Source organism: Streptomyces sp. TG1A-60 (genome assembly GCF_037201975.1).
In the GTDB taxonomy this organism is placed as follows: domain Bacteria; phylum Actinomycetota; class Actinomycetes; order Streptomycetales; family Streptomycetaceae; genus Streptomyces.
Genome location: NZ_CP147520.1, coordinates 5,901,019 through 5,917,841, shown reverse-complemented (window position 1 = coordinate 5,917,841; position 16,823 = coordinate 5,901,019). Strand labels below are relative to the sequence as shown.

14 protein-coding genes, 1 other RNA gene and 4 pseudogenes are annotated in these 16,823 nt (G+C 72.7%); 11 read left to right on the top strand and 8 right to left on the bottom strand.

Annotated features, from left to right (window positions below):
* Nucleotides 1-263: 263 nt before the first annotated feature.
* Nucleotides 264-677, bottom strand: an RNA gene (rnpB, locus tag WBG99_RS25645) — RNase P RNA component class A.
* Between the two features lie 383 nt (nucleotides 678-1,060).
* A pseudogene (locus tag WBG99_RS25640) lies at nucleotides 1,061-1,213 on the bottom strand (helix-turn-helix domain-containing protein); the annotation flags it as partial.
* 212 nt (nucleotides 1,214-1,425) lie between these two features.
* Here WBG99_RS25640 and WBG99_RS25635 point away from each other — a divergent pair.
* Nucleotides 1,426-2,193, top strand: a complete 768-nt coding sequence (locus WBG99_RS25635) for a MerR family transcriptional regulator (protein WP_338898554.1) — start codon at nucleotides 1,426-1,428, stop codon at nucleotides 2,191-2,193.
* Between the two features lie 174 nt (nucleotides 2,194-2,367).
* Nucleotides 2,368-3,150: a peroxide stress protein YaaA gene (gene yaaA / locus WBG99_RS25630; RefSeq protein ID WP_338898553.1), complete on the top strand. Its 783-nt coding sequence runs from the start codon at nucleotides 2,368-2,370 to the stop codon at nucleotides 3,148-3,150.
* Nucleotides 3,151-3,397: 247 nt separating this feature from the next.
* On the opposite strand, the gene WBG99_RS25625 is transcribed toward yaaA, so the two are convergent.
* Genes WBG99_RS25625 through WBG99_RS25615 form a run of 3 tightly spaced genes read right to left on the bottom strand, consistent with a single transcriptional unit; the run spans nucleotide 3,398 to nucleotide 6,292 of the window.
* A complete protein-coding gene (locus WBG99_RS25625) occupies nucleotides 3,398-4,582 on the bottom strand; it encodes a bifunctional RNase H/acid phosphatase (protein ID WP_338898552.1) in 1,185 nt (394 codons plus the stop codon).
* Between the two features lie 43 nt (nucleotides 4,583-4,625).
* Entirely contained in the window at nucleotides 4,626-5,369 is a 744-nt protein-coding gene (locus WBG99_RS25620) for a C4-type zinc ribbon domain-containing protein (protein ID WP_338900491.1), read from the bottom strand.
* A 53-nt stretch (nucleotides 5,370-5,422) separates the two neighbouring features.
* The gene (locus WBG99_RS25615) at nucleotides 5,423-6,292 is read right to left on the bottom strand and encodes a Nif3-like dinuclear metal center hexameric protein (protein ID WP_338898551.1); all 870 of its coding nucleotides are present in this window, start codon (nucleotides 6,290-6,292) and stop codon (nucleotides 5,423-5,425) included.
* A 309-nt stretch (nucleotides 6,293-6,601) separates the two neighbouring features.
* Here WBG99_RS25615 and WBG99_RS25610 point away from each other — a divergent pair, with 309 nt between their 5' ends.
* Both WBG99_RS25610 and WBG99_RS25605 read left to right on the top strand, forming a co-directional pair.
* Entirely contained in the window at nucleotides 6,602-8,095 is a 1,494-nt protein-coding gene (locus WBG99_RS25610; protein WP_338898550.1) for a hypothetical protein, read from the top strand.
* A 132-nt stretch (nucleotides 8,096-8,227) separates the two neighbouring features.
* Nucleotides 8,228-8,395 (top strand): hypothetical protein, encoded by a 168-nt coding sequence (locus tag WBG99_RS25605; protein ID WP_338898549.1) that lies wholly within the window; start codon nucleotides 8,228-8,230, stop codon nucleotides 8,393-8,395.
* Between the two features lie 141 nt (nucleotides 8,396-8,536).
* Here WBG99_RS25605 and WBG99_RS25600 read toward each other — a convergent pair whose 3' ends face one another.
* From WBG99_RS25600 to WBG99_RS25590, 3 genes are all read right to left on the bottom strand, one after another.
* Nucleotides 8,537-9,496: a 3-oxoacyl-ACP reductase gene (locus WBG99_RS25600; protein WP_338898548.1), complete on the bottom strand. Its 960-nt coding sequence runs from the start codon at nucleotides 9,494-9,496 to the stop codon at nucleotides 8,537-8,539.
* 120 nt (nucleotides 9,497-9,616) lie between these two features.
* Complete coding sequence (locus WBG99_RS25595; protein ID WP_338898546.1) at nucleotides 9,617-10,693, bottom strand: Zn-dependent alcohol dehydrogenase; 1,077 nt, start codon at nucleotides 10,691-10,693, stop codon at nucleotides 9,617-9,619.
* Nucleotides 10,694-10,868: 175 nt separating this feature from the next.
* Nucleotides 10,869-11,729: a MaoC/PaaZ C-terminal domain-containing protein gene (locus WBG99_RS25590; protein WP_338898545.1), complete on the bottom strand. Its 861-nt coding sequence runs from the start codon at nucleotides 11,727-11,729 to the stop codon at nucleotides 10,869-10,871.
* A 489-nt stretch (nucleotides 11,730-12,218) separates the two neighbouring features.
* On the opposite strand from WBG99_RS25590, the gene WBG99_RS25585 reads away from it, so the two are divergent.
* From WBG99_RS25585 to WBG99_RS25555, 7 genes and pseudogenes are all read left to right on the top strand, one after another.
* A complete protein-coding gene (locus WBG99_RS25585) occupies nucleotides 12,219-12,812 on the top strand; it encodes a class I SAM-dependent methyltransferase (RefSeq protein ID WP_338898544.1) in 594 nt (197 codons plus the stop codon).
* A gap of 61 nt (nucleotides 12,813-12,873) precedes the next feature.
* Nucleotides 12,874-13,317 (top strand): annotated as a pseudogene (locus WBG99_RS25580) (zf-HC2 domain-containing protein); the annotation flags it as partial.
* Nucleotides 13,314-14,148 (top strand): annotated as a pseudogene (locus tag WBG99_RS25575) (ABC transporter ATP-binding protein). The pseudogenes WBG99_RS25580 and WBG99_RS25575, both read left to right, overlap by 4 nt.
* Entirely contained in the window at nucleotides 14,145-14,744 is a 600-nt protein-coding gene (locus tag WBG99_RS25570; RefSeq protein WP_338898543.1) for a hypothetical protein, read from the top strand. The pseudogene WBG99_RS25575 and the gene WBG99_RS25570 overlap by 4 nt, the downstream one beginning before the upstream one ends.
* Nucleotides 14,741-15,316, top strand: a complete 576-nt coding sequence (locus WBG99_RS25565; RefSeq protein WP_338898542.1) for a hypothetical protein — start codon at nucleotides 14,741-14,743, stop codon at nucleotides 15,314-15,316. Before WBG99_RS25570 ends, WBG99_RS25565 begins: the two co-directional genes overlap by 4 nt.
* A gap of 269 nt (nucleotides 15,317-15,585) precedes the next feature.
* The gene (locus tag WBG99_RS25560) at nucleotides 15,586-16,542 is read left to right on the top strand and encodes an N-acetylmuramoyl-L-alanine amidase (RefSeq protein ID WP_338898541.1); all 957 of its coding nucleotides are present in this window, start codon (nucleotides 15,586-15,588) and stop codon (nucleotides 16,540-16,542) included.
* 69 nt (nucleotides 16,543-16,611) lie between these two features.
* Nucleotides 16,612-16,765 (top strand): annotated as a pseudogene (locus WBG99_RS25555) (N-acetylmuramoyl-L-alanine amidase); the annotation flags it as partial.
* Nucleotides 16,766-16,823: the final 58 nt, after the last annotated feature.

Genomic DNA, 16,823 nt, shown 5'->3' with positions numbered 1-16,823 from the left:
GCCAACGCCGAGGCCGCGTAACCCGGCCGAGCCAAGACCCCCATGCCAGCGGCTCCAGCGCCATGCTCCAACGGCTGTCGCAAACGCCCAGCCCAGAGGCCTCGCGCGCCCCTCCGCTCCAGGGACTTTTCAGGGACTTTCAGCTCTGTCCGAGGGAATTCCGAGGGACTTTTCGCCGCCTGACGCGGCAAGCCCCTGAAAGATCGGAAAGGACCTCCGACGCAGGTCAGAGGCCCTTTCCAAGGCAAAGCCGCAGGTGGCGGCAGACGAGTCGGGCTGTACGCCGGGTTCTGTCACCGGTCGACCTCGCGGTCGGCCGGGAGACGGCCATCCATCTAGGGCCGGCGTTGCCGCCGGCCTCGTGCGGTCTACCCGCGGACTCGGGCGGGCTGCCCTCGAACGTCCGCGCAGAGCCGCTTCTTACGGCGGCTCCTCTTGACCTTGCTCCGGGTGGGGTTTACCTAGCTGCCCAGGTCACCCTGGGCACTGGTGGTCTCTTACACCACCGTTTCACCCTTACCGAGGTCCGTACGCGTACGATCCCCGGCGGTCTGTTTTCTGTGGCACTGTCCCGCGGGTCACCCCGGGTGGCCGTTAGCCACCACCCTGCCCTGTGGAGCCCGGACGTTCCTCGGGGAGGTCCACAAGAACCTCCACGCGGCCGTCCGCCCGGCTCGTCTGCCGTGTGGACCATGCTACCGGGCGCCCACGGGTCCCTGGTCCCGACGGTGTCGGCGATGCCGTCGCCGGGAAGGAGCCCGCCAGGATCAGGGCGAAGGAGGACAGGACTCCGGGAGTCAGTTTTTCGTCCAGGAAGAGTGCGCCGGCCGCCACCGCCACCGCCGGATTGACGTACGTGAAGACCGTCGCCCTCGCCACGAGGACGACCATGGACGGCGACACCTCGTCCACGGCCACTTTGATCATCAGGTAGGGGATGCCCCAGAGGACTCCCATCAGGGAGAAGAGGAACCAGCCGCGTGCGGCCATGGGGGGAGTCCCGGCCAGCTCGGCGGCGTCCGTCTTGAACGCTGTTGGGGGGCCCGGCACCCGGGCGCCTCTACGTCCGCACGCTCGTCCGGTACGCCGCCGGCGTCACCCCCAGCACCCGCCTGAACCAGCGCGTCAGGTGGGCCTGGTCCGCGAAGCCCACCTGGCCGGCGACGTCCGCCGGGCGGGCGCCTGCCTCCAGCAGGGCGCGGGCCCGGCTCACCCAGGACGTCTTCCTGCGTGAGCGGCTCGTGGGCCATGGCAGTCACGTCACGCCCCTCCTTCTTCGGTCGCTCGCCGGACTGGGACATCGGCTGATCACCTGGCCGTGAGATCCAGAACCGTTCCCTCGATCGTGGCACATGATCTCGGTCACCGTCAGCCGCCGGGCCCGTCGCTTGACCCTGCCGCAGCGTCAACGTTCCTACTGGTCGCATGCGGATCGGAGAACTGGCCACGGCCGTCGGTGTCACCCCACGGGCCGTGCGGCACTATCACCATCTCGGGCTGCTGCCGGAGCCGGAGCGGCGGGCCAACGGGTATCGGGACTACACGTTGCGGCACGCGGTCGTGCTGGCGCGGATTCGGCGGTTGACGGAGCTGGGGCTCGGGCTCGCCGAGGTGCGGGATGTGCTCACGGACGACGCGGGGCGCGAACTCGTCGAGGTGCTGGGCGAGTTGGATGAGGATCTGGCCCGGCAGGAGACTGCGGTCCGGGAGCGGCGGGCCCGGCTCCGTGTCCTGATGGAGGACGCACGGTGTGGGCTGCTACCCGCCGAGGGGCCGGTCTCGCCCGAACTCGCTGTGCTCTTCGGGCAGTTCGGGTCCGCACCGCAGGCCTCGATGGCCGCCAAGGACCGGGAGATGTTCGCGTTCCTGGAGACGACCGCGACGCCGGAGGCGCGGGCGGAGCTGCTGGCCGCGCTGGAGAGCATGATGGCGGCGCCCGGCGCGGTGGAGCGGGCGCACGAGGCGTACGCACTGCTCGACGCGCTCGCCGACGCCGGACCCGACGACCTCCGCGTGGCGGAGGCGGCCCTGCTGCTGGCCGACCTGATCCCGCCGGAACTGGTACCGCGGGACATCGAGGACAGGCGCAGCGGTGCCGGCAGCTTCCTGCGAGCCTTGTACGCCGACTTGGCCCCGGCCCAGGCGGAGGCCGTCCGCCGCACGCTCCGGATACTGATGGAGGACCGCCCATGAGGAGCACCTGCCGGATCCCGGTGGCAGCCGTTCGCCGGGGAACCCGTCACCCGGCCGATGACCGCCGGGGACTCCGCAGGTCGCCGTCGCGGAAGACCGTGCGGCGGGCGCCCCGGCGGGTCCGCGCCCTCCCACCCCGTACCCTGTCGCGGAGCCCCGGAAGAAGGAGTACCCGTGCTCGTCCTGCTGCCCCCGTCCGAAGGCAAGGCCCCCTCAGCGGGCGGTGCCCCTCTGGAGCTGGAGGGGCTTTCGCTTCCGGCGCTGACCGGGGCGCGGGAAGCCGTGCTCGGTGAGCTGGTGGAGTTGTGCGCCGGGGACGAGGGCAAGGCGTGTGAGGTGCTCGGGCTGAGTGAGGGGCTGCGCGGCGAGGTCGCCAAGAACGCGGAACTGCTGACGGCGGGGACGCGGCCGGCCGGGCAGATCTACACGGGGGTGCTGTACGACGCCCTCGCTCTGGCCACCCTGGAGACCGCAGCGAAGCAGCGGGCGGCGCGGTGGCTGCTGGTCTTCTCGGGACTGTGGGGCGCGGTCCGGGTAACGGACCGGATCCCCTCCTACCGTTGCTCGATGGGCGTGAAGCTGCCCGGCATCGGTGCGCTCGGCGCGCACTGGCGTACGCCGATGGCGTCGGCGCTCCCCGAGGCGGCCGGTGACGGACTCGTCCTCGACCTGCGGTCCTCGGCGTACACGGCCGCGTGGAAGCCGAAGGGCGAGGTGGCAGGGCGGACGGCGACCGTACGGGTGCTGCACGCGCCGACCCGGAAGGTCGTCAGCCACTTCAACAAGGCGACCAAGGGCCGGATCGTACGGAGTCTGCTGTCGGCCGGGATCGCGCCCGAGGGCCCGGCGCGGCTGGTGGAGGCGCTGCGGGACCTCGGGTACGTGGTGGAGGTCGAGCCGCCGGCGGGGGCAGGGAAGGCGTGGACGCTGGATGTGCTGGTGACCGAGGTCCACTGACTCCCTCTCCACCCGTATCCACCCGCATCCACCCGCATGCGTGCGAAGTCGCTCGCGGGGTCGGCGCCGCGGGCCCCGTTTCCGCCCGCCCGGTGGGATCGGGCCGGGCACCGCGGCGGAGTATCCGTCCCTCCCCGACGCCGGCTGCGTGGGCGGCACCTGGGTGCTGTCGGCGTACGCGGTGGCGGTGCGGGACTGTCGGCGGGTCGAGGGGCCTGCGCGGCAGGCGGCGGCCCTTCGTGAGTGGTCAGCGCAGGTGTGAGGTGTCGTTGAGGAGGCGGAGGGTGGCGTTGCCGTCCGCGTAGTAGGCCAGGGCCGACAGGGAGGCGGCGGACAGTTCCATGCGGAACAGGGACTGAGGGGGTGCGCCGAGGGCCAGGCGCACGAGGGTCTTGATCGGCGTGACGTGGGTGACGAGCAGGACGGTACGGCCCGCGTGCGCCGCGACCAGTTCGTCCCGGGTGGCGGCGACCCGGTGGGCCACCGCCTCGAAGCTCTCGCCCCCGCCGGTGGGTTCGGCGTCCGGCGAGGCCAGCCAGGCGTTCATGTCGTCCGGGTACCGCTCCCGCGCCTCACCGAAGCTCAGCCCCTCCCACGCGCCGAAGTCCGTCTCCCGCAGCCCGTCCTCGACCGTGACCTCGAGTCCGAGCCGGTCCGCGACGATCCCCGCCGTCTCACGGCAGCGGGCCAACGGCGACGACACCACGTCGTGGATCGTCCCCCGAGCGGCCAGCACGGCGGCGACCCGCTCCGCCTGATACCGGCCGACCTCGGAGAGGGACGGGTCCGAACCGCCGCTCCCCGAGAACCGCTTCTGCGGGGTGAGGGGCGTCTCGCCGTGCCGCAGCAGCACGAAGGTGGCGGGGGTGCCGAGGTCGGGGGCGACGGAGGCGACGCTCCTGGCGGCCCGGATGTCGGCGGCGGCTTCGGCATCGGCGGACCGGCTGCCGCCGGGGGCGGCGGCCCTCGCCGCGCGGGTGTCCAGGTCTGCCGTGGACGTGGACGGCGACCACTGTTCGCCCCGCTTGCCCGCGTCCATCGCCTCGTTGGCGAGGCGGTCGGCGTGTCTGTTCTGGTCTCGCGGGATCCACTCGTAGGTCACGTGGGCGGGCGGAAAGACCCGCGCGGCCTCGGCGGCCAGCGGCTTCATGCCGGGGTGCTTGATCTTCCAGCGGCCCGACATCTGCTCGACGACGAGCTTGGAGTCCATGCGGACCCGGACAGTGGCGGCCGGGTCCAGTGCGTGGGCCGCCCTGAGGCCCGCGATGAGCCCCCGGTACTCGGCGACGTTGTTCGTGGCGACCCCGATGTACTCGGCGGCCTCCGTCAACGTCTCCCCCGTCACCGCGTCGAGGACGACGCAGCCGTAGCCCGCGGGCCCCGGGTTGCCCCGGGAACCGCCGTCGGCCTCGACGATGAACTCCCGTACCACGTAACCCTCTTGGTGTGTCTGGGCGGGCCTCGTACCGGCCCTCCTACAGGCCGGACTCCGCCGTGCGCACCAGGATGCGGCGGCAGTTCTCGCAGCGGACGACCGTGTCGGGGGCGGCCTGGCGGATCTCGTTGATGTCGGTGATGGACAGCTCCTGGCGGCAGCCCTGGCAGGTGCGCTGGTACAGCTTGGCCGCGCCGATGCCGCCCTGCTGCTCGCGCAGCTTCTCGTAGAGCTTGAGGAGGTCCGCGGGGATGGCCGCCGCGATGACCTCGCGCTCCTTCGTCACGGTCGCCGCCTCGCCGTCGATCTCCTCGAAGGCGGCGTCCCGGCGGGCGGTCGCGTCGTCGGCCTTCCCCTGGACGGCGCCGACCCGCTCGGTCAGTTCGGCGACCCGCTCCTGCGCGGACTCCCGACGCTCCATGACCTCCAGGACGATGTCCTCCAGGTCGCCCTGCCGCTTGGCGAGGGAGGCGATCTCGCGCTGGAGGCTCTCCAGGTCCTTCGGGGAGGTGATCGCGCCCGAGTCCAGGCGCTGCTGGTCGCGGGTGGCGCGCTGGCGCACCTGGTCCACGTCCTGCTCGGCCTTGGTCTGCTCGCGGGCGGTGTCGCTCTCCTCGGTCTGCGCGGCCACGAGGAGGTCGCGCAGCTGGGTTTGGTCCTTCGTCAGCGACTCGATCTCGGCGTGCTCGGGCAGCGACCTGCGCTTGTGCGCGAGCTGCTGGAGGCGTACGTCGAGGGCCTGGACGTCGAGGAGTCGGATCTGGTCGGCGGGCGCGGCGTTCAGTTGGGGGCTCCCAGTGTGTCGGTGAAAGAAGAAGGGGCGCGCGAAGCGCTCGTTCAAAAGGCGGTGGCGGGCGACGGGCGGGCGGACGCCGCGTGGGCGGTCCAGGGGTCGGTGACCGTCTTCGAGACGTGGACGCGCAGGTCCCATCCCTCACGGTCGGAGATCCCGTCGAGCTGGGCGGCGGCCAGCTCGCACCAGGGCCACTCGGTGGCCCAGTGCGCCGCGTCGAGCAGCGCGAGGGGCGGGCCGTCGCCTTCCGTGGTGCGGGCGACGGCCTCGGAGGCGGGGTGGTGGCGCAGGTCGGCGGTGAGGAAGGCGTCGACACCGGCCGCGCGTACGTGGTCGAACAGGCTGTCGCCCGAGCCGCCGCTGACGGCGACCGTGCGGACGAGCGCCTCGGGGTCGCCGGCGACCCGGATGCCCTGCGCGGTGGCGGGCAGCCGCCCGGCGGCCCGCGCGGCCAGCTCCCGTACGGTCAGCGGGTGGTCCAGCTCGCAGACCCGGCCGAGCCCGCGCCGCCCGCCGGGGTCGGCCGGGTCGGGCACGAGGGGGCGTACCACCCTCAGGTCCAGGGCGCCCGCCAGGGCGTCGCTGACGCCCGGGTCGGCGGTGTCGGCGTTGGTGTGGGCGACGTGCAGCGCGATGTCGTTCCTGATGAGCGTGTGCACGACCCGGCCCTTGAAGGTGGAGGCCGCCACCGTCGTCGTACCGCGCAGGTAGAGCGGGTGGTGGGTGACCAGCAGGTCCGCGCCCAGCTTCACCGCTTCCTCGACGATCTCCCGGACCGGGTCGACGGCGAAGAGGACCCGCGTGACCTCCTGGTCGGGTTCTCCGCAGACCGTGCCGACCGCGTCCCACCCCTCGGCCCTCTCGGGCGGCCAGAGGGCGTCGAGCGCGGCGATGACTTCAGACAGACGGGGCACGCACCAAAGGCTACCTGCCCTGCTCCCGTCCCCGACCTGCCGCGGGTCACTCGACCAGCCGACCTCGGACACCCCCGGGCCGGCTCCCGGTGAACTCGCGGCGAAGTCCCAGCCGGCGTTCGGTCTCCACCCGGTCGGCATTCGGTCTCCACCCGGTCGGCATTCGGTCGACTTTCGCCACCGCCAGCACATGGGCCGCCGTTCCCTCAGGTGAATCGGGGGACGAGCATCCTTATGTGTGAAGGGGGAGCCCGTTGTCCCACGTCTGTGCGTGCGAAAACTAACTTCGTCGCCGGAGGTGATCGAACCATGACGGCCTGTGCATCCCCCTCACCCGCGGCGGGCCACGGGAACGAGACGGGACAGGGGAACGAGGGCAAGGGCGAGCCGGAAGGGCAGGGCGCGGCGACCGGACAGGGCGCGGCGACCGGGACCGAGGGGCCCGGGGCGCCGCCCGGCTGCGTCATCACCGCCGACGGCACGTACGCGGCACGCCTCGCCCTCGACGGCGAGTCCTGGTTCCCCGAGCGCTGGACCCTGGACGGCCCCGAGCCGTACGCCGTCCCCCTGCCCGGCAACCAACCGGAGGAACCCGGCACCGAAGTGCTTCCCATGACCGACGGTCGGGTCCTCATCCACCGGCTGGCGGCGGACCGGCACCTGTTCTCGCTCCTCTACCCGACCGGGCCCGGCACCGGTGAGCTGCTGCTCGGCGGGGTCGAATGCGCCGATCCGGCGGCCGGGTTGCGACTGCTGCCGCCCGCGCCGTGCGGGGAGAGGGCGTACGCCCTCTCCCCGGGCCGGAGCGCGACCGCGGTGTGGCTGGTGGCGGGCGGCACGTTCGGGCCGGAGCTGCTGGCGCAGGTTCCGGGACGGTGCTCGGGCGGGGTCTGGCTGGACGGGGCGGGCCGGCTGCTGGCCCTGGACCAGGAGTTGAACGGCCGGACGAAGTCCGTGGTGGTCGACCTGGAGCAGGGCGGCGCGGTCTCGCCGCTGCTGCAGATCGCCGACCACAGCGACGACCGGCTGCTGCTCGCCGACCCCGACAGCGGGCTGCTCCTGATCCGTTCCGACGCGCCCTCCCCCGGTCATGGCCGGCTCGGCTGGGGCGTGCTGGGCAGTACGCTGCCGGTCCGCTTCCCGGAGTGCCTGCGGGTTCCCGACGGCCACCGCATCACCCCCTTCGCCATCCAGCCGGGCCAGATCCTGACCCCCGAGAGCTGTGCGGTCGCGCTGCGCGTCGACGGCCCCCGGGGCAGTTGGGTCGGAGTCTGGCGTCCCGCCGCCCGCCGCATCCTTCATCTGCCCGCACCCGGGGGCTGGTTGGCAGGGGCCGGGCTGTGGAGCCGCGAGGGCGTGCTCCACCTGCCCTACACCACAAGGGTGGTGCGGTGCGGGGTGGCCCGGGTGGGGGTGCATTGGGCGGTGGAGGCCGAGGAATCTCAGGACGTGGTTCAGGACCGGGAGGCGGTCCGGGAGGTGGTCCGAGAGGCGGTCCGGGAGGGGGTCCGAGAGGACGTCCGGAAAGAGGCTCGGGAGGGGCCGGGGGACGCGGGTCCGGTCGGCGAAGAGGCCCTGGGCGCGGGCTTTGGGCACGCGTCGGCCCAGGCCGAGCCGCCGAGTCGCGAGCCGTCGTGCACGGGGACGCCGTGCACGGGGACGCCGAGTGCCGAGCCGTTGGGCGCGGGACCTTGCGCGGACCCTTCGCACGCCGGGCCGCCCGCGCCCGCCGTCGCCCGGCCCGTGCCCTTGCAGCAGGCGCCGCTGGAGGGGCGGGTGCCGGAGGGTGTGACCGTCGGGTGACGGTGATGTGCCGGTTCCGGGCGAACTCCCCCCGGGGGTGCCGACACGCCCTGGCCGCCTTCGGACCGTGCCCGGTCACCCGTTAAACTCACCGCCCGTAAAAAAGATCATGCGACGGGGTGAACACTTCCAATGAACGACACGCACACGGCCCAGCCGCCCACCGCCAACCCCCACGAGGCGGAAGGCCATGGCAGGCACCGGGGCCAGATCTCGGCCCACGAAGCCGAGAAGACGACCCCGCGCGGGCGCCACCGCAGGCCGGCCGAGCAGCACACGGAGTCGACGACGGCCGCCTGATCGGCGCCGCGAGTCCCCTTCGGTCACCTCTGGAGAAACGTCAATTCGACGCCAGAACCAGCCGGCACGGTCGGCACAGCCGGCACGGCATTCGGCCCCGCCCGTCATCGGCGTCATCGACGGGCGGGGCCGCCGCGTTCCTCACGCCGTCCCGTGCCTCAGCCCCAGCACCTCCGCCGCCGCGAAGGTCTCCCCCTCCGGTCGGTCGACGTAGTGCGGCGTGAGCAACCCGTCCAGTTCGTCGTACGTGAACGCGTCCTGCTTGGTGTCGAACTTCGCCTGTACGCGGGGCCGTTCGACGATCACGACCATGCCGCCGTGTACGACGAAGAGCTGGCCGTTGATCCGGGCGGCGGCGGGTGAGGCCAGGTAGCCCACGAGGGGGGCGACGTGCTCGGGGGCGAGCGGGTCGAGGCCGGTGCCGTCGGTGTCGGCCGCGCCCGGCAGTCCCGCGAAGACGTCCTCGGTCATCCGGGTGCGGGCGCGTGGGCAGATGACGTTCGCGGTGACGCCGTACTTGGCGAGCGCGAGGGCCGTGGAGGTGGTCAGCCCGACGATCCCGCCCTTGGCGGCGGCGTAGTTGGGCTGCCCGGCGGACCCGGCGAGGAAGGCCTCGGAGGAGGTGTTCACGACGCGCCCGTAGACCGGCCCGCCCTCGCCCGACTTCGCCCGCGTGCGCCAGTGCGCGGAGGCGAACCGGGTCGTGTTGAAGTGCCCTTTGAGGTGCACCCGGATGACCGAGTCCCACTCCTCCTCGGACATGGAGAAGACCATCCGGTCGCGCAGGATGCCCGCGTTGTTGACGAGGATGTCCAGCCTGCCGAACTCGGCGACCGCCGACTCGACCAGCTCCCGGGCCTGTTCGTGGTCGGAGACGTCCCCGACATGGGCCACCGCGCGACCGCCCGCCGCGCGGATCGACGCCGCGACCTCCTCGGCGGGCCCGGTGGACACCTCGCCGGAACCGTCCCGTCCCGGCCGGCCGTAGTCGTTGACGACCACCGCCGCGCCCAGGCGGGCCAGCTCCAGCGCCTCGGCCCGGCCGAGCCCGCGCCCGGCGCCGGTGACGATCGCGGACAGTCCTTCAAGGGGCAGTGACACCGCCGAGTCCCTTCACCTCAAGCCGATTTACTCATGACACCGCACGTCGACCCGTACGAGGAGCCGCACGTCGACCCGTTCGTGGTCCGTACGTGGATCCGCTCGTTCTGGCGCCGGCGGTCAGATCTCGATGCAGGTGCGGAGGGCCGCGCCCGTCCGCATCTGGTCCAGCGCCTCGTTGATGTCGCTGAGGGGTACCCGGTGGGTGATCAGGCCCGCGAGGTCGATGCGGCCGGCCCGCCAGAGGGCGATGGCCCGCTCGTAGGAACGCAGGACGTCTCCGCCGCCGTACAGGGAGGGCAGGATCCGCTTCTCGTCGAAGAACAGCTCGAACATGCTGAGCTGGAGGAAGTCGTCCATCGCGCCCGCGCCGACGACGACCAGCGTGCCGCCGCGCCGGGTGGTCTCGTACGCGGTGCGCGCGGTGGTCGAGCGGCCGACGACCTCGAAGACGTAGTCGAAGCCCTCGCCGCCGGTGAGGGCCTGCTTGACGTCGGCCAGCTCCTGCGGCGGAACCGCTTGCGTGGCACCGAACCTGAGCGCCGCCTCACGACGCGAGGCCACCGGGTCGACGGCGACGATCTCGGCGGCGCCCTTGAGCCGGGCACCCTGGATCGCCGAGACGCCGACGCCTCCGCAGCCGATGACGGCGACCGACGAACCGGCCTCCACATCGGCGGTGTTGAGGGCCGCGCCGAGCCCGGTGGTGACGCCGCACCCGATGAGGGCCGCGATGTCGAAGGGCACGTCGTCCGGGATCGGCACCGCGCAGCCGGCGTCGACGACGACCTCCTCGGCGAAGGTGCCGGTGCCCGCGAAGCCGAAGACGTCCCCGGCGGGCCGCTTGAAGTTGGGCGTACCGGCGTTCAGGAAACCGGCCAGGCACAACTGGGTCTGGCCGCGCTTGCAGGACGGGCAGGTGCCACAGGCCGGGAGCCAGCACACGACGACGCGGTCACCGGGCTTCACGTCCCGTACGCCCTCCCCGACTTCGACTATCTCACCGGCTCCCTCGTGCCCGGGGACGAAGGGTCCGGGCTGGGGCAGCACCCCGGCCATCGCGGACAGGTCCGAGTGGCACAGCCCCGTGGCCCGCACCCGGATCCTCACCCTGCCCGGCCCGAAGCCCACCGCCTCGACGTCGTCGAGCACATCGAGCTTGTCCTGGCCGATCTCGTGCAGTACGGCTGCGCGCATGGTGCGGCTCCCCTCAGGAGTACCTGTCAGGACCTGTGCAGGAGTCCCTGACCTACCGTTGTGCTGAGCTGCTCATTCGCTGCTCATCGCTGCTCGTTCGTCCGCCTGCTTCGTCCGCCTGCTTCGTCCGCGCGCTTCGTCCGCGCGCTTCGTCTCGTCCGCACGCTTCCTCCGCTCATTCGTGCTCGACGAGGGTGTCCGCCAGCACCGGCGCGTCGTCCCGCTCGACGGCCGTCACCGTCACCCGCACCGAGCCGTCCTCCGGCCGCCACATCCGGACGCGGAGGGTCTCGCCCGGGAACACGACTCCCGCGAAGCGTGTGCCGTACGAGCGGACGCGGCCCACGTCCCCGCCGAGCACCGTGTCCACCACGGCCTTCAACGTCATCCCGTACGTGCACAGCCCGTGCAGGATCGGCCGGTCGAACCCGGCGCGCCCGGCGAACTCCGGGTCCGCGTGCAACGGGTTCCAGTCGCCGGACAGCCGGTAGAGCAGCGCCTGGTCCTCTCGGACGGCCCGCTCCACCTCCTTGTCGGGTGCGGTGGCCGGTGCTTCCCGCCGGGCGGACGGCCCGCGCTCTCCGCCCCAACCGCCCTCTCCCCGTACGAAGATCTGCGCCTCGTTCACCCACAACGGGCCCTCGGCGTCGGCCACCTCGGTCCGCATCACGAGGACGGCCGCCTTGCCCTTGTCGTACACCGCCGCCACCCGCGAGGTCGCGGTCGCCCGGCCCTCGACCGGGATCGGCCGGCGCAGCTCGACGCGCTGGCCGCCGTGCAGGACCATGGAGAGGTCGACGTCCACACCGGGTACGTCCAGGCCGCCGATGACGTCCGGTGAGCCCGCGCCCGCGACGGTGGCGAAGCTCGGCAGGACGTGCAGCCGGGACTCCAGGGTGTAGCGCAACTCGTCGGGGTCGGTCGCGGGGACGCCGGCGCCGATACCGAGGTGGTAGAGCAGGACGTCCTTACGGGTCCACGCGATCTCGGCGGAACGGGGCTCGGCCGCGAGGGCCTCGGCTGCGTCGATGGGCATGGGACTCCTGTCTCACGACACGTCAGACGGTTGCGTGGAGAACCTCGGCACGACCGTCCGCACCAGCGGTCGCACCGAGGCCGTCACGGGGACCCGGAACCCGCCCGCCTAGAACGCGTTCCAGTCCGGCGCCCCTCTGTATAGCCGAGCCGCGTGCACTTGTGAAGGCTGCCGCCTGACGCTGTGTCACTTCCCCATGAGCTGGTCAGGTTTTCGTCAGGCAGGCAGGCAGACAGACAGAAGGCAGGCAGGCAGGCACGGTCATCGGCCTCGCCCACTCCTCGCCGCCCACCCGTCCCGCCGGTCCCCCGCCGTTCGCCCGCATGGCAGCATGGGGCGCCCCCAGTGCCGTACGGGCGTGTGGTCCCGTGCGGCGTCCGTCAGCGCGTACGACATCACGGAGGACCCCATGTCCGCGGCGCCCACCCCGGCCCTCCCCCGGCCCCCGGGCCGGAGGTCTTCGCGGCATTCGAGTCGGCCAAGGGCTTCATGCCCGTGGGTGAGGGGCTGGCGCTGTACGCGGCGGCGGTGGAGGCGGGACGGCTCGGGCTGCCGCTGCTGGAGGTCGGAACGTACTGCGGGCGGTCCACGATCCTGCTGGCGGACGCGGCCCGGGAGGCCGGGGTCACGGCGGTCACGGTCGACCACCACCGGGGCAGCGAGGAGCAGCAGCCGGGCTGGGAGTACCACGACGCGTCCACCGTGGACCCCGAGGTGGGCCGTATGGACACGCTGCCCACCTTCCGCCGCACCCTCCACAGGGCCGGCCTGGAGGACCACGTCGTCGCGATCGTCGGCCGTTCCCCGCAGGTCGCCGCCTTCTGGGGCAGCCCGCTCGGCCTCGTCTTCGTCGACGGCGGCCACACCGACGAGCACGCCACCGCCGACTACGAGTGCTGGGCCCCGCACATCGCCCCCGGCGGCCTGCTCGTCATCCACGACGTGTTCCCCGAGCCCGAAGACGAGTTCACCGGCCAGGCCCCGTACCGCGTCCACCTCCGCGCCCTCGCCTCCGGCGCCTTCACGGAGGTGTCGGCGACGGACTCGCTGCGGGTGTTGCGGCGGACGGGAACCGGGGTCTGAGCCGCACCCCCTAGAGTGACGGGGATCACAGCGAGGGGAAAACCTGCCGCTCGGGCCCGGCGTCGCCCCCGTCCTGCCCGTGCTCGGCGTCGCGGCGTCGTGGGCGCGCGGCCTGGACCCGGCGTACGAGCTGACGGCCTCCGTGCCCAGGGCCGGGCTTCCCCTGGTCCTGCGGCGCACCGCGTCCGTGCTCGCCGTCGTCGTCCCCGCGCTGCTGGCGGGCGGATGGGTGACGGGGGTGACGGCCGCGCAGTGGCTGCTTCCCTGTCTGGCGTTCACCTCGACGACCCTGGCGCTCGGCGGAGTCGTCGGCGTGACCCGTGCCGCCGTCGCGCTGGTCGCGGTGTGGACCGCCGTGGTCGTGGCGCCGACCCTGGCCACCAGCCGTACGCCCTTCGCCCTGCAGACGGACGGTCTGCCCGTGTGGGGGCTGGTTCTCACCCTCGGCATCGGTGTCGTGATCGCCCGCAGGGGCGCGTACGCCGTGCTGGGAGCCCATCGATGACCAACGGGAAGGAACATGACGTGATGTCCGCGGTGAGCGCGGCCGACCTCGCGCCGACGCCCTACGCCTGGGAGATCCGGGCCACGGGGCTGAAGGTCAGGGTCGGTCGGAAACGGATGGCCGTCGACGGGCTCGACCTGTCGCTGGGCACCGGCGTGCACGGCCTGCTCGGACCCAACGGGGCCGGAAAGACCACCCTCATCCGGGCGCTGGCCACGGTGCTGCGCCCCGCCGGGGGCACCCTGGAACTGCTCGGCGAGTCCGCGGGAGGCCTGGGCGAACACCGGGCGTTGCGCCGCCGGATCGGCTATCTGCCGCAGGAGTTCGGCTACTACAAGCGCTTCACGGTGCGCGAGTTCGTCGAGTACATGGCGTGGCTGAAGGAGGTTCCCAAGGCGGACATCCCCGCGGCGGTGCAGCGGGCGGTCGAGCGGGTCGGCCTCGCGGACCGCGCCGACGAGCGGATGAAGGCGCTCTCGGGCGGCATGGTGCGGCGCGTCGGGATCGCGCAGGCCATCGTCAACGACCCGGCGATCCTGCTCCTCGACGAGCCGACGGTCGGGCTGGACCCGGCCCAACGGCTGCGCTTCCGTGAGCTGTTGCAGGAGCTGGGCACGGACACCTGTGTGGTCGTCTCGACCCATCTGGTGGAGGACCGTCGCCGCCGCCTGCACCGACGTGGTGCTCTTCGCCGAGGGCCGGCTGGTCTTCCAGGGCACCCCGGACGGGCTGGCCGCGGCGGGCGGACCCGAGCACGTGGGCGACAGCCCGCTGGAGCGCGGCTACTCGGCGCTGCTGCTCAACCCCGAGCAGGCAAGGGGCACCTGGTGAACGTCCGTGTCCTGCGCATCGAGTCGAGGCGCTCCGTCGCGCCGTGGGCGTCCGTCGTGCTCCTGGCGGCCTCGGTGGCGTTCCTGTATCTGGTTCCCGGATCGTGGTCGAGGGGCACCGCGCAGTGGACGGCCCAGTGGACGTCCATGGCCTTGTGGACCCGCTGCCTGCTGATCTTCCTGTGGCCGACCGGCCTGCGGGGGATCCTCGACCCGCCGGAACGGTCCCGCACGGCCGTGCTCGTCGACTTCGACGACAGCGTGATCGCCGACGCGGAGGGCGAGGAGCTGACCCGGGCCCTGCTCGCCCAGGGCGTGGCGCCGATCTGCTTCGCCCGCAGCGCCAACGAGAGCGGCACGCTCCGGGAACTCGCCGCGCAGACCGTCGCGGCGAGCTGGTTCCTCGGGGACCTCAAGCCGTTCGGCGGCACCATGTACTCGTCGAGCGACCAGCTTGAGGCGGCCCGCCCCGTGTGGACGGAACTCAAGGCGCTGCCGCGGTCCGAACAGGTCGCGCGTGTCAAGGCGGCGCACGCCGCCGCCGTCTCCTGCGACGGCGACCCGCTCGGCATGCTGGACGGCGGTACGTCCCGGTGAGATGGCTGACCCTGTACGCGCGCTCCCGACAGGTGCCCGCCTCGCTCGTCGCGGTGGTGCTCAGTGCCGTGGCGGTGTGGGCAATCGCCCGGGACGGCGGCGGGGGACCGGCCGATCCGAAGGTGCCCGTGTTCGTCCTCGTCGCGGGAGTGACGGCGGCATCGACCGGGCTCGGTGGGCAGGACCTCGCGCTGGACCGCACGGCCGCGATGCGCTGGCGGCCCCGCAGGGCGGCACACGTGCTGCTCATCGGCGCGGTCGTCGGCGCCGTGCTCCTCGCGGCGCAGACGATGGGCGCGGACCTGGCCACCACCGCGTTCGTCGTCCGCGACAGCGCGGGGCTGATGGGTCTCGTCGCCCTCGGAGCGGTGGTGTGCGGGGCGCGGTACGCGTGGACCCCGCCCATCGCCTGGCTGTCGTTCTCGGTCCTCGCCCCGCCCCCGACGAGTGTGCCGATGCAGGCGGCGACCTGGATGCTGCTGCCGCCCGGCACCACGACGGCCACCTGGACGGCCCTGGCCCTCGCGGTCACCGGCACCGCGGCCTACGCCCTCGCGGGTCCGAGACGCTAGTGCCGCGACAGGCGACGTTCGCCCGTGAAGGAGCGGCGTCCGGTGCGTGCTATCGGTGTGCCGGCCGGAAGGCGTCATCCGCCCGAAGGGCCTGGACGTACACGGGCTCTCGGCCGGTGCCGCGGCAGGCGGCGTTCGCCCCGTCGCGGCACTGGCCGGTCCGGTTCGCCGTGCGCGTCCCGCGTGTCGGGGAGGAGTACGAAACTCCGGCCGTGCCGCCGGGCGGGGGCGGCCCGCCACCGCCCGGCCCGCCCCGTAAGGTGGCAGGCGTGTCGTACGTAGGACCGGACTTCGATCCGCCCCAGTCCCGCCGTTCCGCCCTTCGCCGTCCGCTCGCCGTGGCGTTGGCCGCGGTCACTGTGGGGGCGGTGGCCGGGTGGGGGGTGTGGCAGGCCGTCGGGGATTCCGGGGGCGGGGACGCCGGGCCGGACAGCGCGGCGGTCCCGCAGACCCGGTCCGCGACCACTCCCCCTCCGTCCGGTGAACCGGCCGCGTCCGGCGACGGCAGGGAAGCGAGTCCCTCCGGCTCCTCCTCCGCGCCCGCCGCCACCGGCCCGCTCAAGGGGAAGGTCGTCGTCATCGACCCGGGGCACAACCCCGGCAACTTCCGGCACACCACCGAGATCAACCGCAAGGTGGACATCGGGACGGGCTCGAAGGAGTGCGACACGACGGGGACGGCCACCAACGACGGTTATCCGGAAGCCAAGTTCACGCTGGACGTGTCACGCAGGCTGCGGACACTCCTCGAACAGCAGGGTGCCACGGTCGAGTTCACGCAGGACGGGGACCGGGACTGGGGCCCGTGCATCGACGAGCGGGCGCGGATCGGCAACGAGGCGAAGGCGGACGCGGTGGTCTCGATCCACGCGGACGGCTCGGGCGCCGGCAATCGCGGCTTCCACATGATCCTGCCGGGTTCGGTGAACGACGGCGCCGCCGACACCCGCCCCATCGTCGCGCCCTCCCGCGAACTCGGCGAGCGGATCGCCGGCAACTTCGTCCGCGCCACCGGCAGCGCGCCCTCCAACTACGTCGGCGACGGCACCGGCCTCGTCACCCGCAAGGACCTCGGCGGCCTCAATCTGTCGACCGTCCCCAAGGTGTTCATCGAGTGCGGCAACATGCGCGACAGCAAGGACGCGGCCCTCCTCACCAGCGGCGCGTGGCGGCAGAAAGCGGCCGAGGGAATCTCGGACGGCATCACGGGCTTCCTGCAGAACTGAACAACTCCCCTCTTCGGGGAACTTCGACCGCTTGCGACCCTTACCCGCAGGACGACGCAATGACGTTCGGGCGGTCTCGATCTGTCAACGGTTCCCGCCGTGTTCCTCGTGTGCGCCGGGATGCGCGATATCCATGACGCGGCACCGTTGACCAGCGGTGCCTGGCGGCGGAATGCGGCGGCCGGGAAACTCCGAGGGAATCGTGGGTTTCCTGCGAGGGTAGGGGGCGGGTCGTGATCAGCGAGTTGATCCCGGCGGACAGCCACATCGGTCGGACGATA

What these genes read in the sequence shown, in the direction of transcription:
- WBG99_RS25635 (WP_338898554.1), top strand. Translation starts at nt 1,426, where the DNA reads ATGCGGATCGGAGAACTGGCCACGGCCGTCGGTGTCACCCCACGGGCC.
- WBG99_RS25610 (WP_338898550.1), top strand. Translation starts at nt 6,602, where the DNA reads ATGACGGCCTGTGCATCCCCCTCACCCGCGGCGGGCCACGGGAACGAG.
- WBG99_RS25605 (WP_338898549.1), top strand. Translation starts at nt 8,228, where the DNA reads ATGAACGACACGCACACGGCCCAGCCGCCCACCGCCAACCCCCACGAG.
- WBG99_RS25595 (WP_338898546.1), bottom strand. Translation starts at nt 10,693, where the DNA reads ATGCGCGCAGCCGTACTGCACGAGATCGGCCAGGACAAGCTCGATGTG.
- WBG99_RS25590 (WP_338898545.1), bottom strand. Translation starts at nt 11,729, where the DNA reads ATGCCCATCGACGCAGCCGAGGCCCTCGCGGCCGAGCCCCGTTCCGCC.
- WBG99_RS25585 (WP_338898544.1), top strand. Translation starts at nt 12,219, where the DNA reads ATGCCCGTGGGTGAGGGGCTGGCGCTGTACGCGGCGGCGGTGGAGGCG.